The organism is Arthrobacter sp. ok909 (assembly GCF_900104405.1).
Classification (GTDB): Bacteria; Actinomycetota; Actinomycetes; order Actinomycetales; family Micrococcaceae; genus Arthrobacter; species Arthrobacter humicola.
Genome location: NZ_FNJS01000002.1, coordinates 21,722 through 38,350, shown reverse-complemented (window position 1 = coordinate 38,350; position 16,629 = coordinate 21,722). Strand labels below are relative to the sequence as shown.

Annotated in this window: 16 protein-coding genes; 5 read left to right on the top strand and 11 right to left on the bottom strand. The window is 68.3% G+C overall.

What is annotated here, in order from left to right; genetic code table 11:
- Window positions 1–79: 79 nt before the first annotated feature.
- Window positions 80–1,366, top strand: a complete 1,287-nt coding sequence (xseA, locus tag BLR03_RS02415) for an exodeoxyribonuclease VII large subunit (RefSeq protein WP_091248948.1) — start codon at window positions 80–82, stop codon at window positions 1,364–1,366.
- A 146-nt stretch (window positions 1,367–1,512) separates the two neighbouring features.
- Window positions 1,513–1,743, top strand: coding sequence for an exodeoxyribonuclease VII small subunit (locus tag BLR03_RS02410; RefSeq protein ID WP_091248946.1), 231 nt, complete (start codon window positions 1,513–1,515; stop codon window positions 1,741–1,743).
- 25 nt (window positions 1,744–1,768) lie between these two features.
- Here BLR03_RS02410 and BLR03_RS02405 read toward each other — a convergent pair whose 3' ends face one another.
- The 9 genes from BLR03_RS02405 to BLR03_RS02365 form a co-directional block, all read right to left on the bottom strand.
- Window positions 1,769–2,623 carry a polyphosphate kinase 2 family protein gene (locus tag BLR03_RS02405; RefSeq protein WP_091248944.1) on the bottom strand — a complete coding sequence of 285 codons (855 nt, stop codon included), beginning with the start codon at window positions 2,621–2,623 and terminating at the stop codon, window positions 1,769–1,771.
- Window positions 2,624–2,692: 69 nt separating this feature from the next.
- On the bottom strand, window positions 2,693–3,913 hold the full coding sequence (locus BLR03_RS02400) for a pyridoxal phosphate-dependent aminotransferase (protein WP_091248941.1): 1,221 nt from the start codon (window positions 3,911–3,913) through the stop codon (window positions 2,693–2,695).
- A gap of 238 nt (window positions 3,914–4,151) precedes the next feature.
- On the bottom strand, window positions 4,152–5,117 hold the full coding sequence (locus BLR03_RS02395) for an ABC transporter substrate-binding protein (RefSeq protein WP_091248940.1): 966 nt from the start codon (window positions 5,115–5,117) through the stop codon (window positions 4,152–4,154).
- Window positions 5,114–5,860: an ABC transporter permease gene (locus tag BLR03_RS02390; protein ID WP_091248938.1), complete on the bottom strand. Its 747-nt coding sequence runs from the start codon at window positions 5,858–5,860 to the stop codon at window positions 5,114–5,116. Before BLR03_RS02390 ends, BLR03_RS02395 begins: the two co-directional genes overlap by 4 nt.
- On the bottom strand, window positions 5,857–6,591 hold the full coding sequence (locus BLR03_RS02385; RefSeq protein WP_091248936.1) for an ABC transporter permease: 735 nt from the start codon (window positions 6,589–6,591) through the stop codon (window positions 5,857–5,859). The genes BLR03_RS02390 and BLR03_RS02385 overlap by 4 nt, the downstream gene beginning before the upstream one ends.
- Entirely contained in the window at window positions 6,591–7,694 is a 1,104-nt protein-coding gene (locus tag BLR03_RS02380) for an ABC transporter ATP-binding protein (protein WP_091248933.1), read from the bottom strand. The genes BLR03_RS02385 and BLR03_RS02380 overlap by 1 nt, the downstream gene beginning before the upstream one ends.
- 240 nt (window positions 7,695–7,934) lie before the next feature.
- Window positions 7,935–9,068 (bottom strand): ribosome small subunit-dependent GTPase A, encoded by a 1,134-nt coding sequence (gene rsgA / locus BLR03_RS02375; RefSeq protein WP_254788129.1) that lies wholly within the window; start codon window positions 9,066–9,068, stop codon window positions 7,935–7,937.
- A 386-nt stretch (window positions 9,069–9,454) separates the two neighbouring features.
- The gene (locus tag BLR03_RS02370) at window positions 9,455–9,910 is read right to left on the bottom strand and encodes an NUDIX hydrolase (protein WP_091248929.1); all 456 of its coding nucleotides are present in this window, start codon (window positions 9,908–9,910) and stop codon (window positions 9,455–9,457) included.
- Between the two features lie 50 nt (window positions 9,911–9,960).
- Complete coding sequence (locus tag BLR03_RS02365; protein ID WP_175460393.1) at window positions 9,961–10,833, bottom strand: N-acetylglucosamine kinase; 873 nt, start codon at window positions 10,831–10,833, stop codon at window positions 9,961–9,963.
- A gap of 159 nt (window positions 10,834–10,992) precedes the next feature.
- Here BLR03_RS02365 and BLR03_RS02360 point away from each other — a divergent pair, with 159 nt between their 5' ends.
- On the top strand, window positions 10,993–12,084 hold the full coding sequence (locus BLR03_RS02360; protein WP_175460384.1) for a nitronate monooxygenase: 1,092 nt from the start codon (window positions 10,993–10,995) through the stop codon (window positions 12,082–12,084).
- 154 nt (window positions 12,085–12,238) lie between these two features.
- Here BLR03_RS02360 and BLR03_RS02355 read toward each other — a convergent pair whose 3' ends face one another.
- Window positions 12,239–13,249: a LysR family transcriptional regulator gene (locus tag BLR03_RS02355; RefSeq protein WP_091248928.1), complete on the bottom strand. Its 1,011-nt coding sequence runs from the start codon at window positions 13,247–13,249 to the stop codon at window positions 12,239–12,241.
- Between the two features lie 135 nt (window positions 13,250–13,384).
- Here BLR03_RS02355 and BLR03_RS02350 point away from each other — a divergent pair, with 135 nt between their 5' ends.
- Window positions 13,385–14,755, top strand: coding sequence for an MFS transporter (locus BLR03_RS02350; RefSeq protein WP_254788123.1), 1,371 nt, complete (start codon window positions 13,385–13,387; stop codon window positions 14,753–14,755).
- An 18-nt stretch (window positions 14,756–14,773) separates the two neighbouring features.
- On the opposite strand, the gene BLR03_RS02345 is transcribed toward BLR03_RS02350, so the two are convergent.
- A complete protein-coding gene (locus BLR03_RS02345) occupies window positions 14,774–15,919 on the bottom strand; it encodes a trans-sulfuration enzyme family protein (protein ID WP_091248925.1) in 1,146 nt (381 codons plus the stop codon).
- A gap of 150 nt (window positions 15,920–16,069) precedes the next feature.
- Here BLR03_RS02345 and BLR03_RS02340 point away from each other — a divergent pair, with 150 nt between their 5' ends.
- Window positions 16,070–16,573 (top strand): Lrp/AsnC family transcriptional regulator, encoded by a 504-nt coding sequence (locus tag BLR03_RS02340; RefSeq protein ID WP_091248924.1) that lies wholly within the window; start codon window positions 16,070–16,072, stop codon window positions 16,571–16,573.
- Window positions 16,574–16,629 lie beyond the last annotated feature (56 nt).

Genomic DNA, 16,629 nt, shown 5'->3' with positions numbered 1-16,629 from the left:
GCAGTCCCGCCCGGGCAAAGGACACGCACGCATATGCACAAGGCATTCCACGAGGCAATCTCCGCCATGGAACCCCCGCATGCCTGAGGAAGCGGCGGCGGCCACCACGCTACCGGCCACCGCGGCCCAGACCAGCCCGGACAATCCCTGGCCGCTGCAGTTGCTGTCCCAGAAGCTCAAGATGCATATCGACCGCGCCCCCTCGGCCTGGGTCGAGGGGCAGGTGATCGAGCTGAACCGGCGGGGCAGCAATGCCTACCTGACGCTGCGGGACATCGACGCCGAAATCTCGTTGCCGGCGTCGGTCTGGACCACGGTGCTGGACCGCCAGGACACTCCGCTGGAACGCGGCTCCCGGGTGGTGGCCTTGCTCAAGGCCGAATTCTGGCTCAAGACGGGCCGGCTGAACATGTCGGTGAAGGACATCAGGCCTGTGGGGCTGGGCGACCTCCTCGCCCGGATCGAGCGGCTGCGCCAGGCCCTCGCTGCCGAGGGGCTCTTTGCCGATTCACGCAAGAAGCGGCTCCCCCTGCTCCCGCACCGGATCGGCCTGATCACCGGCCGTGATTCCGATGCCAAGAAAGACGTACTCCGCAATGCTGCCCTGCGCTGGCCGGCCGTTGAATTCGAGATCCGCGAAGTCGCGGTCCAGGGCAACACCGCCGTCGCCCAGGTGATCGCGGCGTTGCGCGAGCTCGATGCCCATCCCGAGGTCGACGTCATTGTCATTGCCCGCGGCGGAGGCGCCCTCGAGGACCTGTTGCCGTTCAGCAACGAGGAACTCATCCGGGCCGTCGCGGACGCGTCCACCCCCGTGGTGAGCGCCATCGGACACGAGGCCGACCGGCCGATCCTCGACGATGTTGCCGACCTCAGGGCTTCGACCCCCACCGACGCGGCGAAGAGGATCGTTCCGGACGTCGTCGAGGAACTCGCCCGGGTCCGCCAAGCGCGCGATCAGCTCCGCCGCGGGGTCGTCCGGCTCGTCGAACGCGAGGGCGACCGGCTGGCGTCCCTGCGGTCCCGACCGGTGCTGCTGTCCCCCGACGTCATGATCACCCAGCGCCACGACGACGTCGAACGGCTCAAAGTCCGCTCGCACTCGGCCATTAGCACAGCTGTGGTCCGGGCCGCGGACCAGCTGGTCCACCTCAAGGCCCAGGTGCGGGCACTCTCGCCGCAGAAGACGCTCGATCGCGGCTACGCCGTGGTCCAGCTCGCCGACGCCGACGCCGCCCCCGGGACACGCCGGGACGTCGTGCGACACCCCTCGCAGGCGCCCGCCGGCACGGACCTGACGGTCCGGGTGGCCGGGGGCCGCTTCAGCGCACAGTCCACCGGCGGCCAGGTACCGGCCGAGGAGTGACCCGCCGGAGCGACTCTGCGGAGCGAATCCGCAGGCCCCGGAACAACCCGACATTGCTGTCAGCAGGCACGGCAATCATCAGACATTGCACTAGCCAGATTTCGCACAAAACCAGACCCCCGCACTAACCAAGGAGCACCACCCCCATGGCAGCAGAATCAATCCCCAACGCCGACATCGAGGCCCTGAGCTACGAGGACGCCCGCGAGCAGCTGGTCGGGGTTGTCGGCAAGCTGGAAGCCGGCGGCGCCAGCCTGGAGGAATCACTCGCGCTGTGGGAGCGCGGCGAGGCGCTGGCCAAGCGCTGCGAACAGTGGCTCGAAGGCGCCCGCAAGCGGCTCGCCGCGGCCCGCGACCAGGCCGCGGAAGAGAGTTAGGAATCCGCCCTTTAGAGACCGCAGTTCAGGACCGCAGCACCAATTCGCGTTCCATGTCGACGTCGAGGTCCGGAACCGGCCACTGAAGTTTCAGGCTCTCGAGGGCTTCCAGGAGCAACTGCTGCACGGCGATGCGGGCGTACCATTTTTTGTTGGCCGGGACGACGTGCCACGGGGCCAGCTCGGTGCTGGTCTTGTCGAAGGCCTTCTGATAGGCGTCCATGTAGTCTGCCCAGAAGGCCCGCTCCTTCAGGTCCCCGCCGCTGTACTTCCAGAGCTTGGCGGGGTCGTCCAGACGGGCCAGGAGGCGCGCCTTCTGCTCGTCGCGGCTGATGTGCAGCATCACCTTGACGATCTTGGTCCCGGCCCCCGTCTGCCGTGCCTCAAACTCGTTGATGGCCCGGTACCGGCGCTCCAGCTCCTCGGGACTGGCCCAGCGGTGGACGCGGTGAATCAGGACGTCCTCATAGTGGGAGCGGTCGAAGACCCCTACCATCCCGGACGCCGGCACTTCTTTCTCAATCCGCCACAAGAAGTCGTACGACTTTTCCGCCTGGGTGGGTGCCTTGAAGGACTTAAGCTGGACGCCGTGCGGATTCATGGCGCCCATGACGTGGGTGACGATGCCGCCCTTGCCGGCAGTGTCCATGGCCTGCAGGACCAGCAGGATCCGTTTGGTGCCGCCGAACCGGGACTCTGCGAAGAGCTGCTCCTGGAGCCGGGCGAGTTTGTCGTCCAGCCTGTCCAGCAGCTCCTCGCCGTCGGGCTTCTCGCCGTCGTAGCCCGGGGTCGATTCGGGGTCCAGCGCCTTCAGGCTAAAGCCCTTCCCGACCTTCAGGAGTTTCGAGGGGTGGTCATCGAATGTCGCGGAGCCTGCCATCAACGCCTCTTTCCGGTTGGCGCAGCGCGGGCCGCGGGGCGAGTGCCCCATTGCGCTGCTGACCGAAGCCTAGTTCCCCTTGTACCGGCTCAGGAAGTCCGCCATCCGGTTAATCGCTTCCTCGAGGTCCTTGACGTTGGGCAGCGTCACCATCCGGAAGTGGTCCGGCCGGACCCAGTTGAACGCCCTGCCGTGGGAGAGGAGGATCTTCTGCTCGCGGAGCAGGTCCAGAACGAATTTCTCGTCGTCGCGGATGTGATAGACCTCAGGGTCCAGCCGCGGGAACAGGTACATGGCACCGCGGGCCTGCTGCGTGCTGACGCCAGGGATGGCGTTGAGCATGTCGTAGGCCTTGTTCCGCTGCTCCAGGAGCCGCCCGCCGGGCAGGATCAGGTCATTGATGCTCTGATAACCGCCGAGGGCGGTCTGGATCGCGTGCTGGGCCGGAACATTCGCACAGAGGCGCATGTTGGCGAGCAGGTTGATGCCCTCAAGGTAGTCCGCGGCGGCCTTCTTCGGCCCGGAGATAGCCATCCAGCCGGCCCGGAAGCCGCAGACCCGGTAGGCCTTGGAGAGGCCGCTGAAGGTCAGGCACAGGACGTCGTCGCCGGTAAGCGAGGCGAGATTTACGTGCACGGCGTCTTCGTAGAGGATCTTCTCGTAGATTTCGTCGGCGAAGAGAACGAGCCCGTGCTTTTCGGCGAGGGCGACGATCTTCTTCAGCGTCGCCTCCGGATACACCGCACCCGTGGGGTTGTTGGGGTTGATGACCACGATGCCCTTGGTGCGGGGCGTGATCTTCGCTTCCAGGTCCTCGAGGTCGGGCTGCCAGCCGGACTCCTCGTCGCAGAGGTAGTGCACTGGCTTGCCGCTGGCCAGGGCGACCGAGGCAGTCCACAGCGGGTAGTCCGGGGTGGGGATCAGGACTTCGTCGCCGTCGTCGAGGAGGGCCATGAGCGACATCGTGATGAGTTCGCTGACGCCGTTGCCCAGGTAGATGTCATCGACGTGGATGTTCTGGATCCCGCGGGTCTGATAGTACTGCGAGACGGCGGTGCGGGCGGAGAAGATGCCGCGGGAGTCACTGTAGCCCTGGGCATGCGGCAGGTGGCGGATCATGTCCACCAGGATCGCGTCCGGCGCTTCAAACCCGAACGGAGCCGGGTTTCCGATATTCAGTTTGAGGATCCGGTGCCCCTCTGCCTCCATCTGCTGGGCGGCCTGAAGAATCGGTCCACGGATGTCGTAAAGGACATTATGAAGCTTGGTGGACTGCTTGAATTCTGCCATCCATCAAATATGCCATATGGAGGATGTACTTCCGCTGAGACATGACTCACACCCGGCCCCGGCGGTAGCAACGACGCCGGCAGCCGGGCTCGTGGCCCGGCCACCGGCGTCGCCGGTATGTCATCACATCGGCATCAGGCCGCCGTCAGTTCGTCGACGGCCCGGCGCGCGTCGGCGGGGGTCCCTTCCGGCATGTTGCCGCTGCGCTCCCCCTTGCCGCGATTCCCTGCCGTGCCGGCTACTGCTTGACGAAGCCCTTCTCCTTCAGCCAGGCATCCGCGGCGTCCTTCGGGTTCTGCTTCTGGCTGCCGCTGACGGCACGGTTGAGGTTGATGAGGTCATCCGTGGTGAGGACCTTGGACACGGCGTTCAGGGTTTCCTTTGCCTTGTCCGTCATCTTGGCCGAGTTGTACAGCGGCAGAACCTGCTGGGCGATGAAGTTGTTCTTCGGGTCCTCCAGCACCACGAGGTCGTTGTCCGGAATGGACGGGGTGGTGGTGTAGATGTCCGCGACCTGGACCTGGTCCGAGAGCAGCGCCTTGAGCGTCACCGCGCCGCCGCCGTCGCTGAACGGCTCAAGGCTCTTGGGCACGCAGTTGTAGTTCTTCTTCAGGCCGGGCAGCCCGTACGCGCGCTCGGCGAAGGTTGCCGGGGCGCCGATGACCAGATCCCCGCAGACCTTCGCCATGTCCTCGATCGACTTCAGCTGGTACTTCTCGGCCGTGGCCTTGGTGACCACCATGGCGTCCTTGTCCTCGGCCTTGGAGGCGTCGAGCACCGCCAGACCCTGCGGCAGCTTGGTCGGGAGTGCCTTCGCGATGTCCTCGGCGGAGACCTCAGTGGCGTCCTTGTTCACGTACAGCAGCAGGTTGCCGCTGTAGTCGGGTACGACGTCCACGGATCCGTCCTGGACCGCTTTGATGTAGACCTCGCGCGAGCCGATGTTGGGCTTGGTGCTGGCGGTGACACCCGCGGCATTCAGGGCGCCGGCATAGACCTCGCCCAGGATCTGGCTCTCGGGGAAGTCAGCGGAGCCGATCACCAGGGCACCGCCGGAACCGGAGGCGGCGCCGCTGCTGGCCGGGGCCGAGCTCAGCGGATTGGATGAGCCTCCGCAGGCGGACAGGGCCATGGCCAAGCCCACGCCTGCGGCCAGGCCGCCGAATGCGCGCCGGCCGAGGGCTCGTTGGCGGGATTCCTTCATGACATACCTCCTTGAACAACAGTCCCCGTGAATACGGGGTCTGTGAGATCAACCGCAGCCTGCTGGCTGCGGTCTGGCTGGGAAAAGGCGCCCCGTGACAGGAAGAGCCTCTGAATCAGGGCAAGGACAAGGTCGACGGCGATGGCAAGGGCCGCGATCAGCAGGGACCCGCCAAGCATCTGCGGGAAGTCGGAAAGCACCAGCCCGTCGAACAGGTAGCGGCCCAGGCCGCCCAGATTGATGTAGGCCACCACCGAGACGGTGGCGATCACCTGCAGCACCCCGGTCCGGAAGCCGCCGTACATCACGGGCAGCGCGTTGGGGAATTCCGCACGGAACAGCACCTGCATCTCGGTCATGCCCATGGCGCGGGCGGCATCCACTACGTTGGCGTCGACGCTGGAGATCCCGGCGTACGTGCCGGCCAGCAGGGGCGGGACCGTCAGGATCACCAGTGCCCAGATCGGCGGCATCAGCCCGATCCCGGCGACCAGGACGAACAAGGTCAACAGGCCGAGGGTGGGCAGGGCACGCAGCGCACCGGCGAGGGCCACGATGGCCACCCGCCCACGGCCGGTATGGCCTACGAACAGGCCCACCGGCACAGCGATCGCGATGGCGATCACCATGACGAGCCCGGTGTACGCCAGGTGCTCGACAAGCCGCACCGGAATCCCGTTGCTGCCGCTCCAGTTCGCGGGATCGGTGAGCCAGTTAACGGTATCCGTGACGACATTGCTCATGCGGTGCCCCGCGCCTTGGACTCAGAGAAGCGCCGCGCCACGCCCCGCCGCCCGGCCGCTTCGCTCCCGGCTCCGGGTTTCGCGGCTCCGGCGGGCCCGGCCGCGCGCGTCCACGGCGTCAGCACCCGTTCCAGCAGCACCAGGACGGAGTCCATGAGGAGCGCAAGTACCAGGATGGCAATGATGCCCACCACGACCTCGGTGACGAAGTCCCGCTGCAGGCCCGAGGTGAACAGCATCCCCAGGTTCCCGATGCCGAGCAGGGCGGCGACGCTGACCAGCGAGATGTTACTGACCGAGACCACACGCAGTCCGGCAAACATCACGGGCAAAGACAGCGGCAGGTCGATGTGGAAGAACCGGGCCACCGGCGTGAAGCCCATGGCGACGGCGGCCTGGCGGAGGTCCTCGTCCACCGAATCAAAGGCGTCCAGGGCGGCGCGGACCAGGAGTGCCACCGCATAAATGGTCAGGGCGACCACCACATTGACAGGATCCAGGATCCGGGTTCCCAGGACAGTGGGCAGGATGATGAAGAGCGCAAGCGAGGGGATCGTGTACAGCAGCGATGACCCGGTGAGCACCACGGACCGGAGTCCCCGGTTCTGCCGGGCAAATTGGGCCAGCGGGATGGAAATCACCAGGCCAAATATCATCGGCAGGACCGCGAGTACAAGGTGCTGGCGTGCGAGCGTGAAGACCTCCGCGCTGTTGGCCAGAAACCATTCCATCAGAGCCCTCCGTGCCGGACATTGCGGTCGGACTCAATCACGGCGAGGACTTCGGCTGCGGCGATGACCCCGGCTACCCGGCCGTCGTCGTCGACCGCGACGCCAAGGCCTGACGGGGAGGACAGGGCCGCGTCCAGGGCCCGGCGGAGGGTGTCGCCCTTGCGGAAGAGCGAGCCGCCGGGCACCATCGCCGGGGCGGCACCGGCACCGATGCGAGGGCCGGCCCAGCCAAGGGGACGGAGCTCGCCGTCGACCACCAGCTGCCAGTCGCCGGAGCTGCCTTCCTGCCGGAGCTGGTCCGGCGTGACGGTGCGGACGGGGTGGATGGTGACGCCGTCGGACGGGCTGAATCCCAAGTGCCGGAATCCCCGGTCCCGGCCCACGAAGGACGCCACGAAGTCGCTGGCGGGGGCGCGCAGGATTTCTTCCGCGGCGGCGTACTGTGCCAGCTTGCCGCCGAGGCCGAACACGGCCACCTTGTCGCCCAGGACGGTGGCCTCGTCGATGTCGTGGGTGACAAAGACGATGGTCTTGGCGAGGTCGCGCTGGAGCCGGAGGAGCTCCTGCTGCAACTCGTCGCGGACCACGGGGTCCACGGCACTGAAAGGCTCGTCCATGAGCAGCACGGGCGGATCGGCTGCCAGCGCCCGCGCGACGCCGACGCGCTGCTGCTGGCCGCCGGACAGCTGGGAGGGGTAGCGCTTGCCGAGTGAGGAGGCCAGTCCGACGACGTCGAGCAGTTCCTGCGCCCGCTTGCGGGCCTCCGTTTTGGATACCCCATTGAGCCGGGGCACGGTGGCGATGTTGTCCAGCACCGAGCGGTGCGGCATCAGGCCGGAGGACTGCATGACATAGCCCATGGACCGGCGCAGGTGCGCGGCCGGGACGGAGGTGACGTCGGCGCCGTCGACCGTGATGGTACCGGATGTGGGTTCGACCATGCGGTTGATCATCCGCAGGGAAGTGGTTTTCCCGCAGCCGGACGGTCCGACGAAGACCGTGATGGCGCCCTTGTCGATAGACATGGTCAGCCCGTCAACGGCGGCCTGGCCGCCTTGGTACTGCTTTGTGACGTTTTGGAACTCGATCATGGCTTCGGCCATTTCCGGGCTTACCTAACTGTTGGCGCAACATCGAACGGACCAGCCTACTGTTCGTCAGTGTGCTGGCCATAAAGCAGTTAGCACTTAGACTAACCAGCACTCATGACAAAGTCATGGAAATGTGGCCAGCGGCGTAGCGGCTCCTGTAAGGCTTCGGAACCACAGCGGAGCCGGATGGGTGACGGGCCGGACAAGCTTCCGGCCCGCTACCCGGCCCGCGGCGGCAATCCGCGGTGCACGTCAGCGAGGGCGCCGGCCGCCTTTGCCGCCTTTGCCGCGGGCGCTCTTGCCGCTGCGGTCCCGCTCTTGCTCGAGGCTGTCCCGTTCGGCCGACCGGTTGCTCTTGCCCGCCGTCGCGATCTTCTGGTGCCATTCACGCTGGTAGGCCCGCCGCGCGGCCGCGTCGTGGCGCCGGGCGAGGGCGGCGAGTTCGCGCTGGAGCTTCAGGTAGCTGGACCAGCGGCGGTCATCGAGGACGCCGTCGACGAGCGCGGCCTGGACGGCACAGCCGGGCTCCCGGCTGTGGGCGCAGTCTGAGAAGCGGCATTGCCCGAAGAGCTCCTCGAGATCGCCGAACATCTCCTCCATTCCGTCCCCGGCGTCGAAGATCCCGAAGCCGCGCACTCCCGGCGTGTCCATCAGGACTGCGCCGCCGGGCAGGGGAACGAGTTCGCGGGACGTGGTGGTGTGCCTGCCCTTGCCGTCGCCCGCCCGGACTTCCCCGGTCTCCTGGGCCGCAACGCCGGCGAGGGCGTTGATGAGCGTGGATTTACCGGCGCCCGAGGGCCCCAGCAGCACCAGGGTGCCGCCGGGCGGCACATGGCCGAGCAGTTCGTCGAGGCCGTCGCCGTGCTCGGCCGAGGTGGTGACGACGTCGACGCCGGCCGCCTGGCGCACCACCGTCCCCACGACGTCGTCCGCCACGTCCGCGAGGTCCGCCTTCGTGACGATGACCAGGGGTTTGGCCCCCGAGTCCCAGGCCGCGACGAGAGTGCGTTCCAGCCGGTTGTGCGATAATGGCCGGTCCACCGGGACGACGATGCCCACCACATCGATGTTGGCGCCCAGCACCTGCGCGTCGGAGGATGACTCGAAGGCACGCTTGCGGCTCAGCTCGGAATGGCGCGGCAGGATACCCACGATGGCGGGCTCCCCCGCCGTGTTCGGGCCGATCCAGACCCAGTCCCCCGTGGCGGGAGGCTCCCCGCCGCGGGGGTAGGCCAGATGGGCGGTGCCGCCAGCCTCGGCCACCAGGACGAGGTTGCGGTCCACCCGGATGACGCGGCCCGGGCTGTGGCCTCCCGGCACGGGATGGGCCGCGAACCGCTCCGCGACGCCGGCCGTGTAGCCGTAGCGGACAGGACCTGTGCCCAGTGAAGTGGTGTCAAGGGCGCCACGGGCGCCCGGGAATGCAGCAGGATTGGTCAACGAAAACCCCTTGATGGGGCCCCGTGGTACGGCGCATGGGCGCTTGCTGCGGCATGCGGAGCCGAGCGTGCGTGGCGACTAGCGGGAAAGGCTAGGCTGCGCCGTGGGACGGGGCAGGAATAATGACATGGCTTGTCTCGGCGTGCTGTGCGCTTAGAAATATCGCGTTCATTGCTTCCACCTCCCCGTCCTTTGCCGGCTGGCTACGGCTGTTGATTCCGGCCAATCAACCGCGCTAATCCATCGGGCTAATCATTCTGGCTAATCCCCGGGCCAAGGGCCGCCCGGCGGTTTCTACACAATAGCCAAGGGGCCCGCGCCTGGCTAGGGAATCAGCCGGAAAGTTTACCGTTCAAGGGCCGCTCGCGGTACAGGCGCAGTCCGGCATCCACCAGCGAGACCCTGTTCAGCTCTGCCACCTCATCCAGCGGAATCCATGCCGCGTGGGTGGTGCTCCCGTTCACCTCGTGGCGGAGTTCCCCGCCGGTGATCGTCGCGTCGTAAACGAGCCGCAGCGACTGGAAGTCCCGCTCGCCGCCGTCGAGCCGGACCTCGGAAGGCCAGTGCCCGACGTCGATCCCCAGCATGGCGCCGATCTCGGCGTCGTAGCCGGTTTCCTCCTGGATCTCCCGGCGGCACCCGTCGACCGGATGTTCGGCCAGGTCCAGGCCACCGCCGGGCAGTGTCCAGCCCTCGCGTCCGTCCTGTTTCCAGTACGCCAGCAGGATCTCGGCGTCGCGGATGATGACGGCGTAGGCGGCGGGCCGGGTATCGAATTGCATGCTCATCCCTCCAGCGTAGTAGCCGCCGGTCTTCCGCCGGCCGACTGCTGCCCTGCCTAGTCCTGCTCTGCCACCAGCTGCAGCACCCCGAACACGGGTTCCTGTTGCAGGACCCGCACATCGGTGATCCCGGCGGTGGCCAGGGCCGCGCGGAACGCCTCCTGCAGCCGTGGCACGTTCATGCCAAGTCCGCTCCCCAGGATGACGGGTCCGTCGATGCCGAGCTGCCTGACGGTCTGCTCCGCCAGGGCCGCGAGGTCGCGCCCGGCCTGGTCCATCAATGCCTGGCTCGGCACATGGCCGGCGTCCGCGGCCTCCACCACCAGCCGGGCCTGCTGGGCCCAGAAACGGCGTCCGGTCTCCGGTGAATGGAACAACGCGATCAGTTTGTTCGGGTGGTCCACCCCGCAGGATGCCAGGAGGGCCCTGGTGAGTTCGTCCGGTTCCAGCCCCTGGTTCATCCGGCGCAGGCTGTGGCGGACGGCCTCCCGGCCCAGCCAGTAGCCGCTGCCTTCGTCGCCGAGCAGGTAGCCCCAGCCACCGGCCCGGGCTTCCTCGCCGCGGCTGTTCCTGCCCCACGCCGCCGAGCCGGTGCCGGCGATCACGGCGACACCGGTGCTGGCGCCGCCTGCGGCGAGCAGCAGCCGGGAGTCATGGACCACCGTGACCCGGGCGCCGGGCACGTGCGGGGCAATCAGAGCGGCGAGCGCCGCCGCGTCGTCGTCGGTGTCGATGCCGCCGGCGCCGGCGTAGACCTGGGCGACTTCTCCACCGCCGATCCGGGCAAAGAGTTCGGCCAGGTTGCGGGCGGCCTCCTCGGGAGTGACGTTCTGGACGTTGGAGCTGCCCACGGATTCGTCGGCGACGGGGATGCCGTCCTCGAATCGGACGCCCCGGGTCTTGGTCCCGCCGATATCCAGCCCGATCACGGCACCCTTTGCCGCCGGGGCGCCAGCGTCCGCTGCCGGAACGGTCGCACCGGCCACGGTGCCGGTCGAGGTGGTGGAAGATGGAACGGAGTCCGCCGCCGGCGGGTTGTCTGTGTTAGTCACTGGAACAGAGTACTGAATCGCTGCAAGGAGCCCGCAATGCCCCACGACCTTTTCGGCACCCCCGTCATTGCGGCGCCCATGGCCGGAGGTACGTCCACGCCCGCATTCGTTGGGGCCGTGCACTGGGCCGGCGGACTTGGCTTCCTGGCGGCAGGCTACAGGAGCGTGGCGGCCATGCAGGCGGAAGTCCGCACCACCCGGGAATCCGGCGCCCGGTTCGGCATGAATGTGTTTGTCCCGGATCCGGCCCAGCTGACGCCGTCCGCATCGGTGGTGGCGGAGCTTGAGGAGTACCGCCGGCAGTTGCGCACTGATGCTCTGCGGTACGGTGTGGAACTCCCGCCGTTGCGGCTGGATGACGACGACGAGTGGCAGGCAAAGATTGATGCCCTGCTGGCAGATCCCGTGGAGCTGGTCAGTTTCGCCTTCGGGCTCCCGGGCCCGGACGTGGTCCGCGCCCTGCAGCGGGTGGGGTCAGCGGTGCTGGCCACTGTCACCACCGCGGCCGAGGCACGGCAGGCGGCCGGACAGGGTGTGGATGCGCTGGTGGTGCAGCACGCGAGCGCCGGCGGACACAGCTCGGCGTTCCTTCCGGCGTCGGCGCCGCCAGCGCGGCCGGCCGGTTCCCCGCTTATCGGCTCACCTCAGGGCGGGTCATTGCGTGGCTCGTCGCGGCAGGTTGGCACGACGGCGGAGCTGCTCGCGGAGGTCCGGTCCGCCGTCGACCTCCCGCTCGTGGCGGCCGGCGGCGTGATGGACGCGGCCGGGCTCGACGCCGTGCTGCGCGCCGGGGCCGTAGCGGCCCAGCTGGGCACGGCCTTTCTTCGCACGGACGAAAGCGGGGCCCGGCAGCTGCACAAGGATGCCCTGGCGGATCCGCATTTCACCCGGACCCGCCTGACGCGTGCCTTCACCGGCCGGCCGGCGCGGGCCCTGGAGAACGAATTTGTCCGCGACCATCCCGGGGCGCCGGAGGCCTATCCGGCTGTCCACCACCTGACCGCTCCCCTCCGGGCTGCGGCGGCCGCTGCCGGGGATGCGGAACGATTGAACCTGTGGGCGGGCACGGGCTGGCAGCAGGCACAGGCCGGACCAGTGGCCGGGGTCCTGGCGCGTCTTCTGGGCTGAGCGGGTCACCGCAGCGCCGAGGTCACCCCCGGTTCGCACCGAGTTCGCCGGAAGCGCCCCATTTCGCCGTAACCTTCGGGCGACGTCGCAGCTTTCCGGCGAACTCGCGCCCACAGGACCGGCACCCCGCGGACGGGCAGCGCGCCGGACCGGCTCAGCCTTCCGAGCGTTCCCGCACGAATCCTGCCAGGAGCGCCGGGCCGTCGCGCAGCACGAGTTCGCGGAAAAGTCGCACGGGGTCCGGCTCGGCGTCGGCCCCGCCGCGGCGTTCCCGCCATGCGAGGCCGATCTCGCGGAACGCCAGGGCCGAATCCAGGGGAATTTCCACCCACCCGGGACCGCCGTCGTCGGCGCCGTTGCCTTGGCCGTTGCCCTCCGACGGATAGCGCCGCCCGGGTGCGGCGCCGCCAGGCGGCAGGATGCTGACGCCGAGCCCTGCCGAGACCAGCCCGCGGGCGGTGTGCGAGTCCTGGCTCTCGAAGGCTATGCGGGGACGGAATCCTGCCTCCCGGAACAGCGCGTCGGTCAGCGAGCGCATGCCGTAGCCGGTTCCCATCGCCACGAACGGCTCGTGCCGGATGTCGGCAACCCGTGCCCGAAGGCGGCGGGCCAGCGGATGCCGGTGGTTCACCACCAGGCGCAGCGGTTCCCGGTACAGGGCGGCCGAGCCGATGCTCCTGCCCGGTGTGGCAACCGGGGCCGTGAGTGCCAGGTCGGCGGAGCCTGCGGCCAGTTCCGCGAGGCAGCCGTCCCGGGCCCCCTGGCTGAGGTCAAAGGCAGTCTGCGGATGCCGGCTCCTGAACGCACTGATGAGCAGCGGCAGCATCGCCTCGCCGAAGGTGTGCTGGAAGGACACGGCGATCCTGCCACGGACCACGTCGGATTCGTGCCGGACAACGTCCAGCCCGGTCTGGAATTCCGCCAGGGCGGCATGGATGTGGGGCAGGAGGGCCTTCGCGGCGGGAGTCAGCCGCACCCCGCGGCCGTCCCGGATCACCAGGTCCGTGCCCACGATGGCGCTGGCGCGGGCAATCGCCCGGCTCACGGTCGACTGCGGCAGGCCCAGGATCTCGGCGGTCTCGGTGATGTGCTCCGTCCGGCCGAGTTCTGCCAGCAACGGCAGGAGGGGCAGCAACTGCACCAGCTGTCTGTGTTCTACATCCACGCCCTACCCGCACTCTTCCGCTCGCCTCGGGATTTCTGCCCTCGGGATTTCTGCCATGACTCTTCCAGATTTGCTATCTATCCTATGGAAATCATGCATTGGAAGCATCCCTCAGGCACGTTCTACCCTGAAGGCATGCCTCGCTTTTCCGCGGCCTCCGTAGCCGGTCCCACTCCCGCGGCCACCTCTGCTGCCAAGGCTGCCCCGTGGGCGGGTCATCCGAAAGGCTCCGAGGCCTACCGCCGGATCCTCGCCGGACTTGCCTTCGCCGGCGTCGCAACGTTCGCCCAGCTCTACTCCACCCAGGCGGTCCTCCCCATCCTGACGGCGGATCTGAAGGTGTCGGCCGCCGAAGCCGCACTGACGATCTCCCTGGCCACCGTGGGGCTGGCCGTGACGGTGCTCCCGTGGTCCTTCCTGGCCGACCGGATCGGCCGCGTCCGGGCCATGATGTGGGGCATTTCCGCGGCCACCGTCCTGGGCCTGCTGGTCCCGCTGGCCTCCAGCTTCCCCATGCTGCTGTGCCTGCGGATGCTTGAGGGAATGGCCTTGGGCGGCATCCCGGCCATCGCCATCGCGTACCTCAACGAGGAGGTCAACAAGGCCCATGCCGCGCTCGCCGCCGGAAGCTATGTCGCCGGGACCACCCTGGGCGGCCTCGCCGGCCGGCTGGTCGCGGGCCCGGTCGGCGAACTGTGGGGGTGGCGGGCCGCGGCCCTGGCCGTCTCCGTACTGGCCACCGCCGCCGCCGTCCTGTTCCTCGTCCTTGTGCCGCGGGCGCAGGGGTTCACGGCCGCGGCGGCGGGCGGATTCCGCGGGGCCGTCCGGACCCTGACCGGCCATGCCCGCAATCCCCGGCTGCTGGCCCTGTACACCCAGGCGTTCCTGCTGATGGGCGGCTTTGTGGCCGTGTACAACTACCTCGGTTTCCGGCTTTCGGGGGAACCATTCAGCCTGCCGGCCACGGCGATCAGCCTGATCTTCCTGGCCTACCTCTCCGGAACCGTTTCGGCGCGGTGGGCAGCAGGGCTGACCCTGCGGTTCGGCCGGCGCACCGTCCTGATCACCGGGACGGCGCTGATGGCCGGCGGCCTGGCCCTGACGCTCACGCAACTGTTGGTCCCGATCCTGATCGGGCTGCTGCTGTTCACCGGAGGCTTCTTCGCGGCGCACAGCATCGGTTCAGGCTGGACCGGACTCATCGCGACGACGGGCCGGGCGCAGGCGGCCTCCCTGTACAACCTCGCGTACTACCTCGGCTCCAGCGTGCTCGGCTGGGCCGGCGGCCTGCTCTTCCAGGGACTCGGCTGGACGGCCCTGGCACTGGCCGTCATCGGACTGGCGGGCGCGACGGCGGTCATCACCGCCGTCGCACATCCCGCGTCGGCGCCGGCAACCGGAGGCACGGCAACCCTGAACGCCGCAACCGGAGCCGCCCCAGCCGGAAGCACCGAGGCACCCGGCGGGACGGCCGCGGTCGGCGGCCAGGCGGCCCTACCCAGGTAGGCGCCGGAAGGCCGCCCCCTACCGGGTTGCCTCGATCGCCTGCACGAGGTCGGCGATGATGTCCGCCGGGTCTTCCAGCCCCACGGAGATCCGCAGCAGGCTCGCGTGCGGCTTGGCCGAGGCTTCGACCGGACGGTGGGTGAGTCCGGCCGGGTGCTGGATGAGGGTATCGATGCCGCCAAGGGAGACGGCGTGCGTGATCATGGCGACGGCGGCCGGGATCCGCTCGGCGTGCTCGGCGGTGGCGAGCTCGAAGGCCATGAGCGATCCCGGGCCGGACATCTGGGTGCCGATGAGGCCCTGCGGGTCGCATTCGGCCAGGCCCGGATAGTAGACCCGCTTGACGAGCCCGTGCCCTGCCAGGGCAACCGCGACCTTTCCGGCGCTGGCCTGCTGGGCGCGGACCCGGACGGGAAGCGTCGCCAGTCCGCGGTGAAGCAGATAGGCCGGCCATGGGGTCAGGATTCCGCCGGTCACGGCCCTGATCTGGCGCAGACGCACCGCCCAATCGGAGGCCGTGGCCACCACGCCGCCCATGGCGTCGCCGTGGCCGCCCAGGAACTTCGTCGCACTGTGCAGCACCATGGCGGCGCCGTGTCTGAAGGGCTGCTGCAGCACCGGGCTGGCGAACGTGTTGTCCACAAGGAGCGGCACACCGTCGGCAGCGGCAACCACCCGGGCAATGTCGACGAGCTCAAGGGTCGGGTTGGCCGGCGTCTCCAGGATCACCAGGCCCGTGTCCGGACGGAGGGCCGCACGAACGCCGTCCGGCGTCGTGAACGTGACCTCGTTGCCGAGGACCCCGGAGGCGAGCAGATAGTCGCTGCCGCCATAAAGGGGCCGTACGGCCACGACATGCTTCTTGCCCGCCGCGACCACGGCGAGGAGCACCGCGCTCAGCGCCGCCATGCCTGTGGCAAAGGCGACGGACTCGGGGGTGCCTTCCAGGACGGCGACGCCTTCTTCGAACCGTGCCACCGTGGGATTCCACAGACGCTGGTAAACGGTACTTTGACCCTCCACGTGCGAGCCGCCCGTGGCCATGTGCTCGTAAGCCAGGCCGCCGTCGTGCACGGAAGGAAGGGGCGCGGTGGTGGACAAATCGATCGGCACCGCATGCACGCCCAGTTCGGTGAGCCCGTCCCGGCCTGCATGTACCGCCATTGAATCTTGAGAGAGCACCTTACTCCTTACGAATTTTCACCATTGAATGCCGCAAGTATCTGGCAATAATTCGAGGTTTAGTAGGGGTTCTGAATGGAACTGTTGGATTGTGCCGCTTATGATGAACTGACAACACTTCAAGGAGGATCCGTGAGCAGCAGTGCGAAGAATGTTCGGCCGGGAGCGGGGGCCAGCGAGCCGCTGGACGCGATCGACGAGCGCCTGCTGGCTGCCCTCGTCGCGGATGCGCGCATCTCGAACAAACAACTGGCAGAGCTCGTGGGGATCGCGCCGTCGACGGCCCTCATGCGCACCCGCGCCCTGTCGGAGCGCGGCATCATCGAGGGCTTTGAGGCCAAGCTGAGCCTGTCCGCGATCGGGCGCTCGGTCCAGGCCCTCATTGCCGTCCGGCTCCGCGCCCACGACCGCGAACAGATCGACCGCTTCACAGCCCGGGTCCCCAAGCTCCCGGCAGTGCTCTCGACCTTCCACACCTCCGGATCAGTGGACTACCTGCTGCACATCGCCGTGGCCACCACCGAGGACCTCCGGGACTGGGTGCTGGATAACCTCGCCACCGATCCCGTCGTGGGCCACACCGAGACCACCCTGGTGTTCGACCACATCCAGGGCAACCACGGCCCGCTGCCGTAACCTCTTGGCTTCCCGGACTGCCGGGGCATTTTCCCGGGGCTCTTCCGGGCCCGTTT

Excerpts from the sequence above, each read along its gene's own strand:
- BLR03_RS02345 (WP_091248925.1), bottom strand. The coding sequence starts at position 15,919 with ATGGCGGTACATGCAGGCCGGGACGGGCTCACCGAACTGGGCGTGCAT.
- BLR03_RS02400 (WP_091248941.1), bottom strand. The coding sequence starts at position 3,913 with ATGGCAGAATTCAAGCAGTCCACCAAGCTTCATAATGTCCTTTACGAC.
- BLR03_RS02390 (WP_091248938.1), bottom strand. The coding sequence starts at position 5,860 with ATGAGCAATGTCGTCACGGATACCGTTAACTGGCTCACCGATCCCGCG.
- BLR03_RS02385 (WP_091248936.1), bottom strand. The coding sequence starts at position 6,591 with ATGGAATGGTTTCTGGCCAACAGCGCGGAGGTCTTCACGCTCGCACGC.
- xseA (WP_091248948.1), top strand. The coding sequence starts at position 80 with ATGCCTGAGGAAGCGGCGGCGGCCACCACGCTACCGGCCACCGCGGCC.
- BLR03_RS02370 (WP_091248929.1), bottom strand. The coding sequence starts at position 9,910 with ATGAGCATGCAATTCGATACCCGGCCCGCCGCCTACGCCGTCATCATC.
- BLR03_RS02360 (WP_175460384.1), top strand. The coding sequence starts at position 10,993 with ATGCCCCACGACCTTTTCGGCACCCCCGTCATTGCGGCGCCCATGGCC.
- BLR03_RS02405 (WP_091248944.1), bottom strand. The coding sequence starts at position 2,623 with ATGGCAGGCTCCGCGACATTCGATGACCACCCCTCGAAACTCCTGAAG.
- BLR03_RS02380 (WP_091248933.1), bottom strand. The coding sequence starts at position 7,694 with ATGGCCGAAGCCATGATCGAGTTCCAAAACGTCACAAAGCAGTACCAA.
- BLR03_RS02350 (WP_254788123.1), top strand. The coding sequence starts at position 13,385 with ATGCCTCGCTTTTCCGCGGCCTCCGTAGCCGGTCCCACTCCCGCGGCC.
- BLR03_RS02410 (WP_091248946.1), top strand. The coding sequence starts at position 1,513 with ATGGCAGCAGAATCAATCCCCAACGCCGACATCGAGGCCCTGAGCTAC.
- BLR03_RS02395 (WP_091248940.1), bottom strand. The coding sequence starts at position 5,117 with ATGAAGGAATCCCGCCAACGAGCCCTCGGCCGGCGCGCATTCGGCGGC.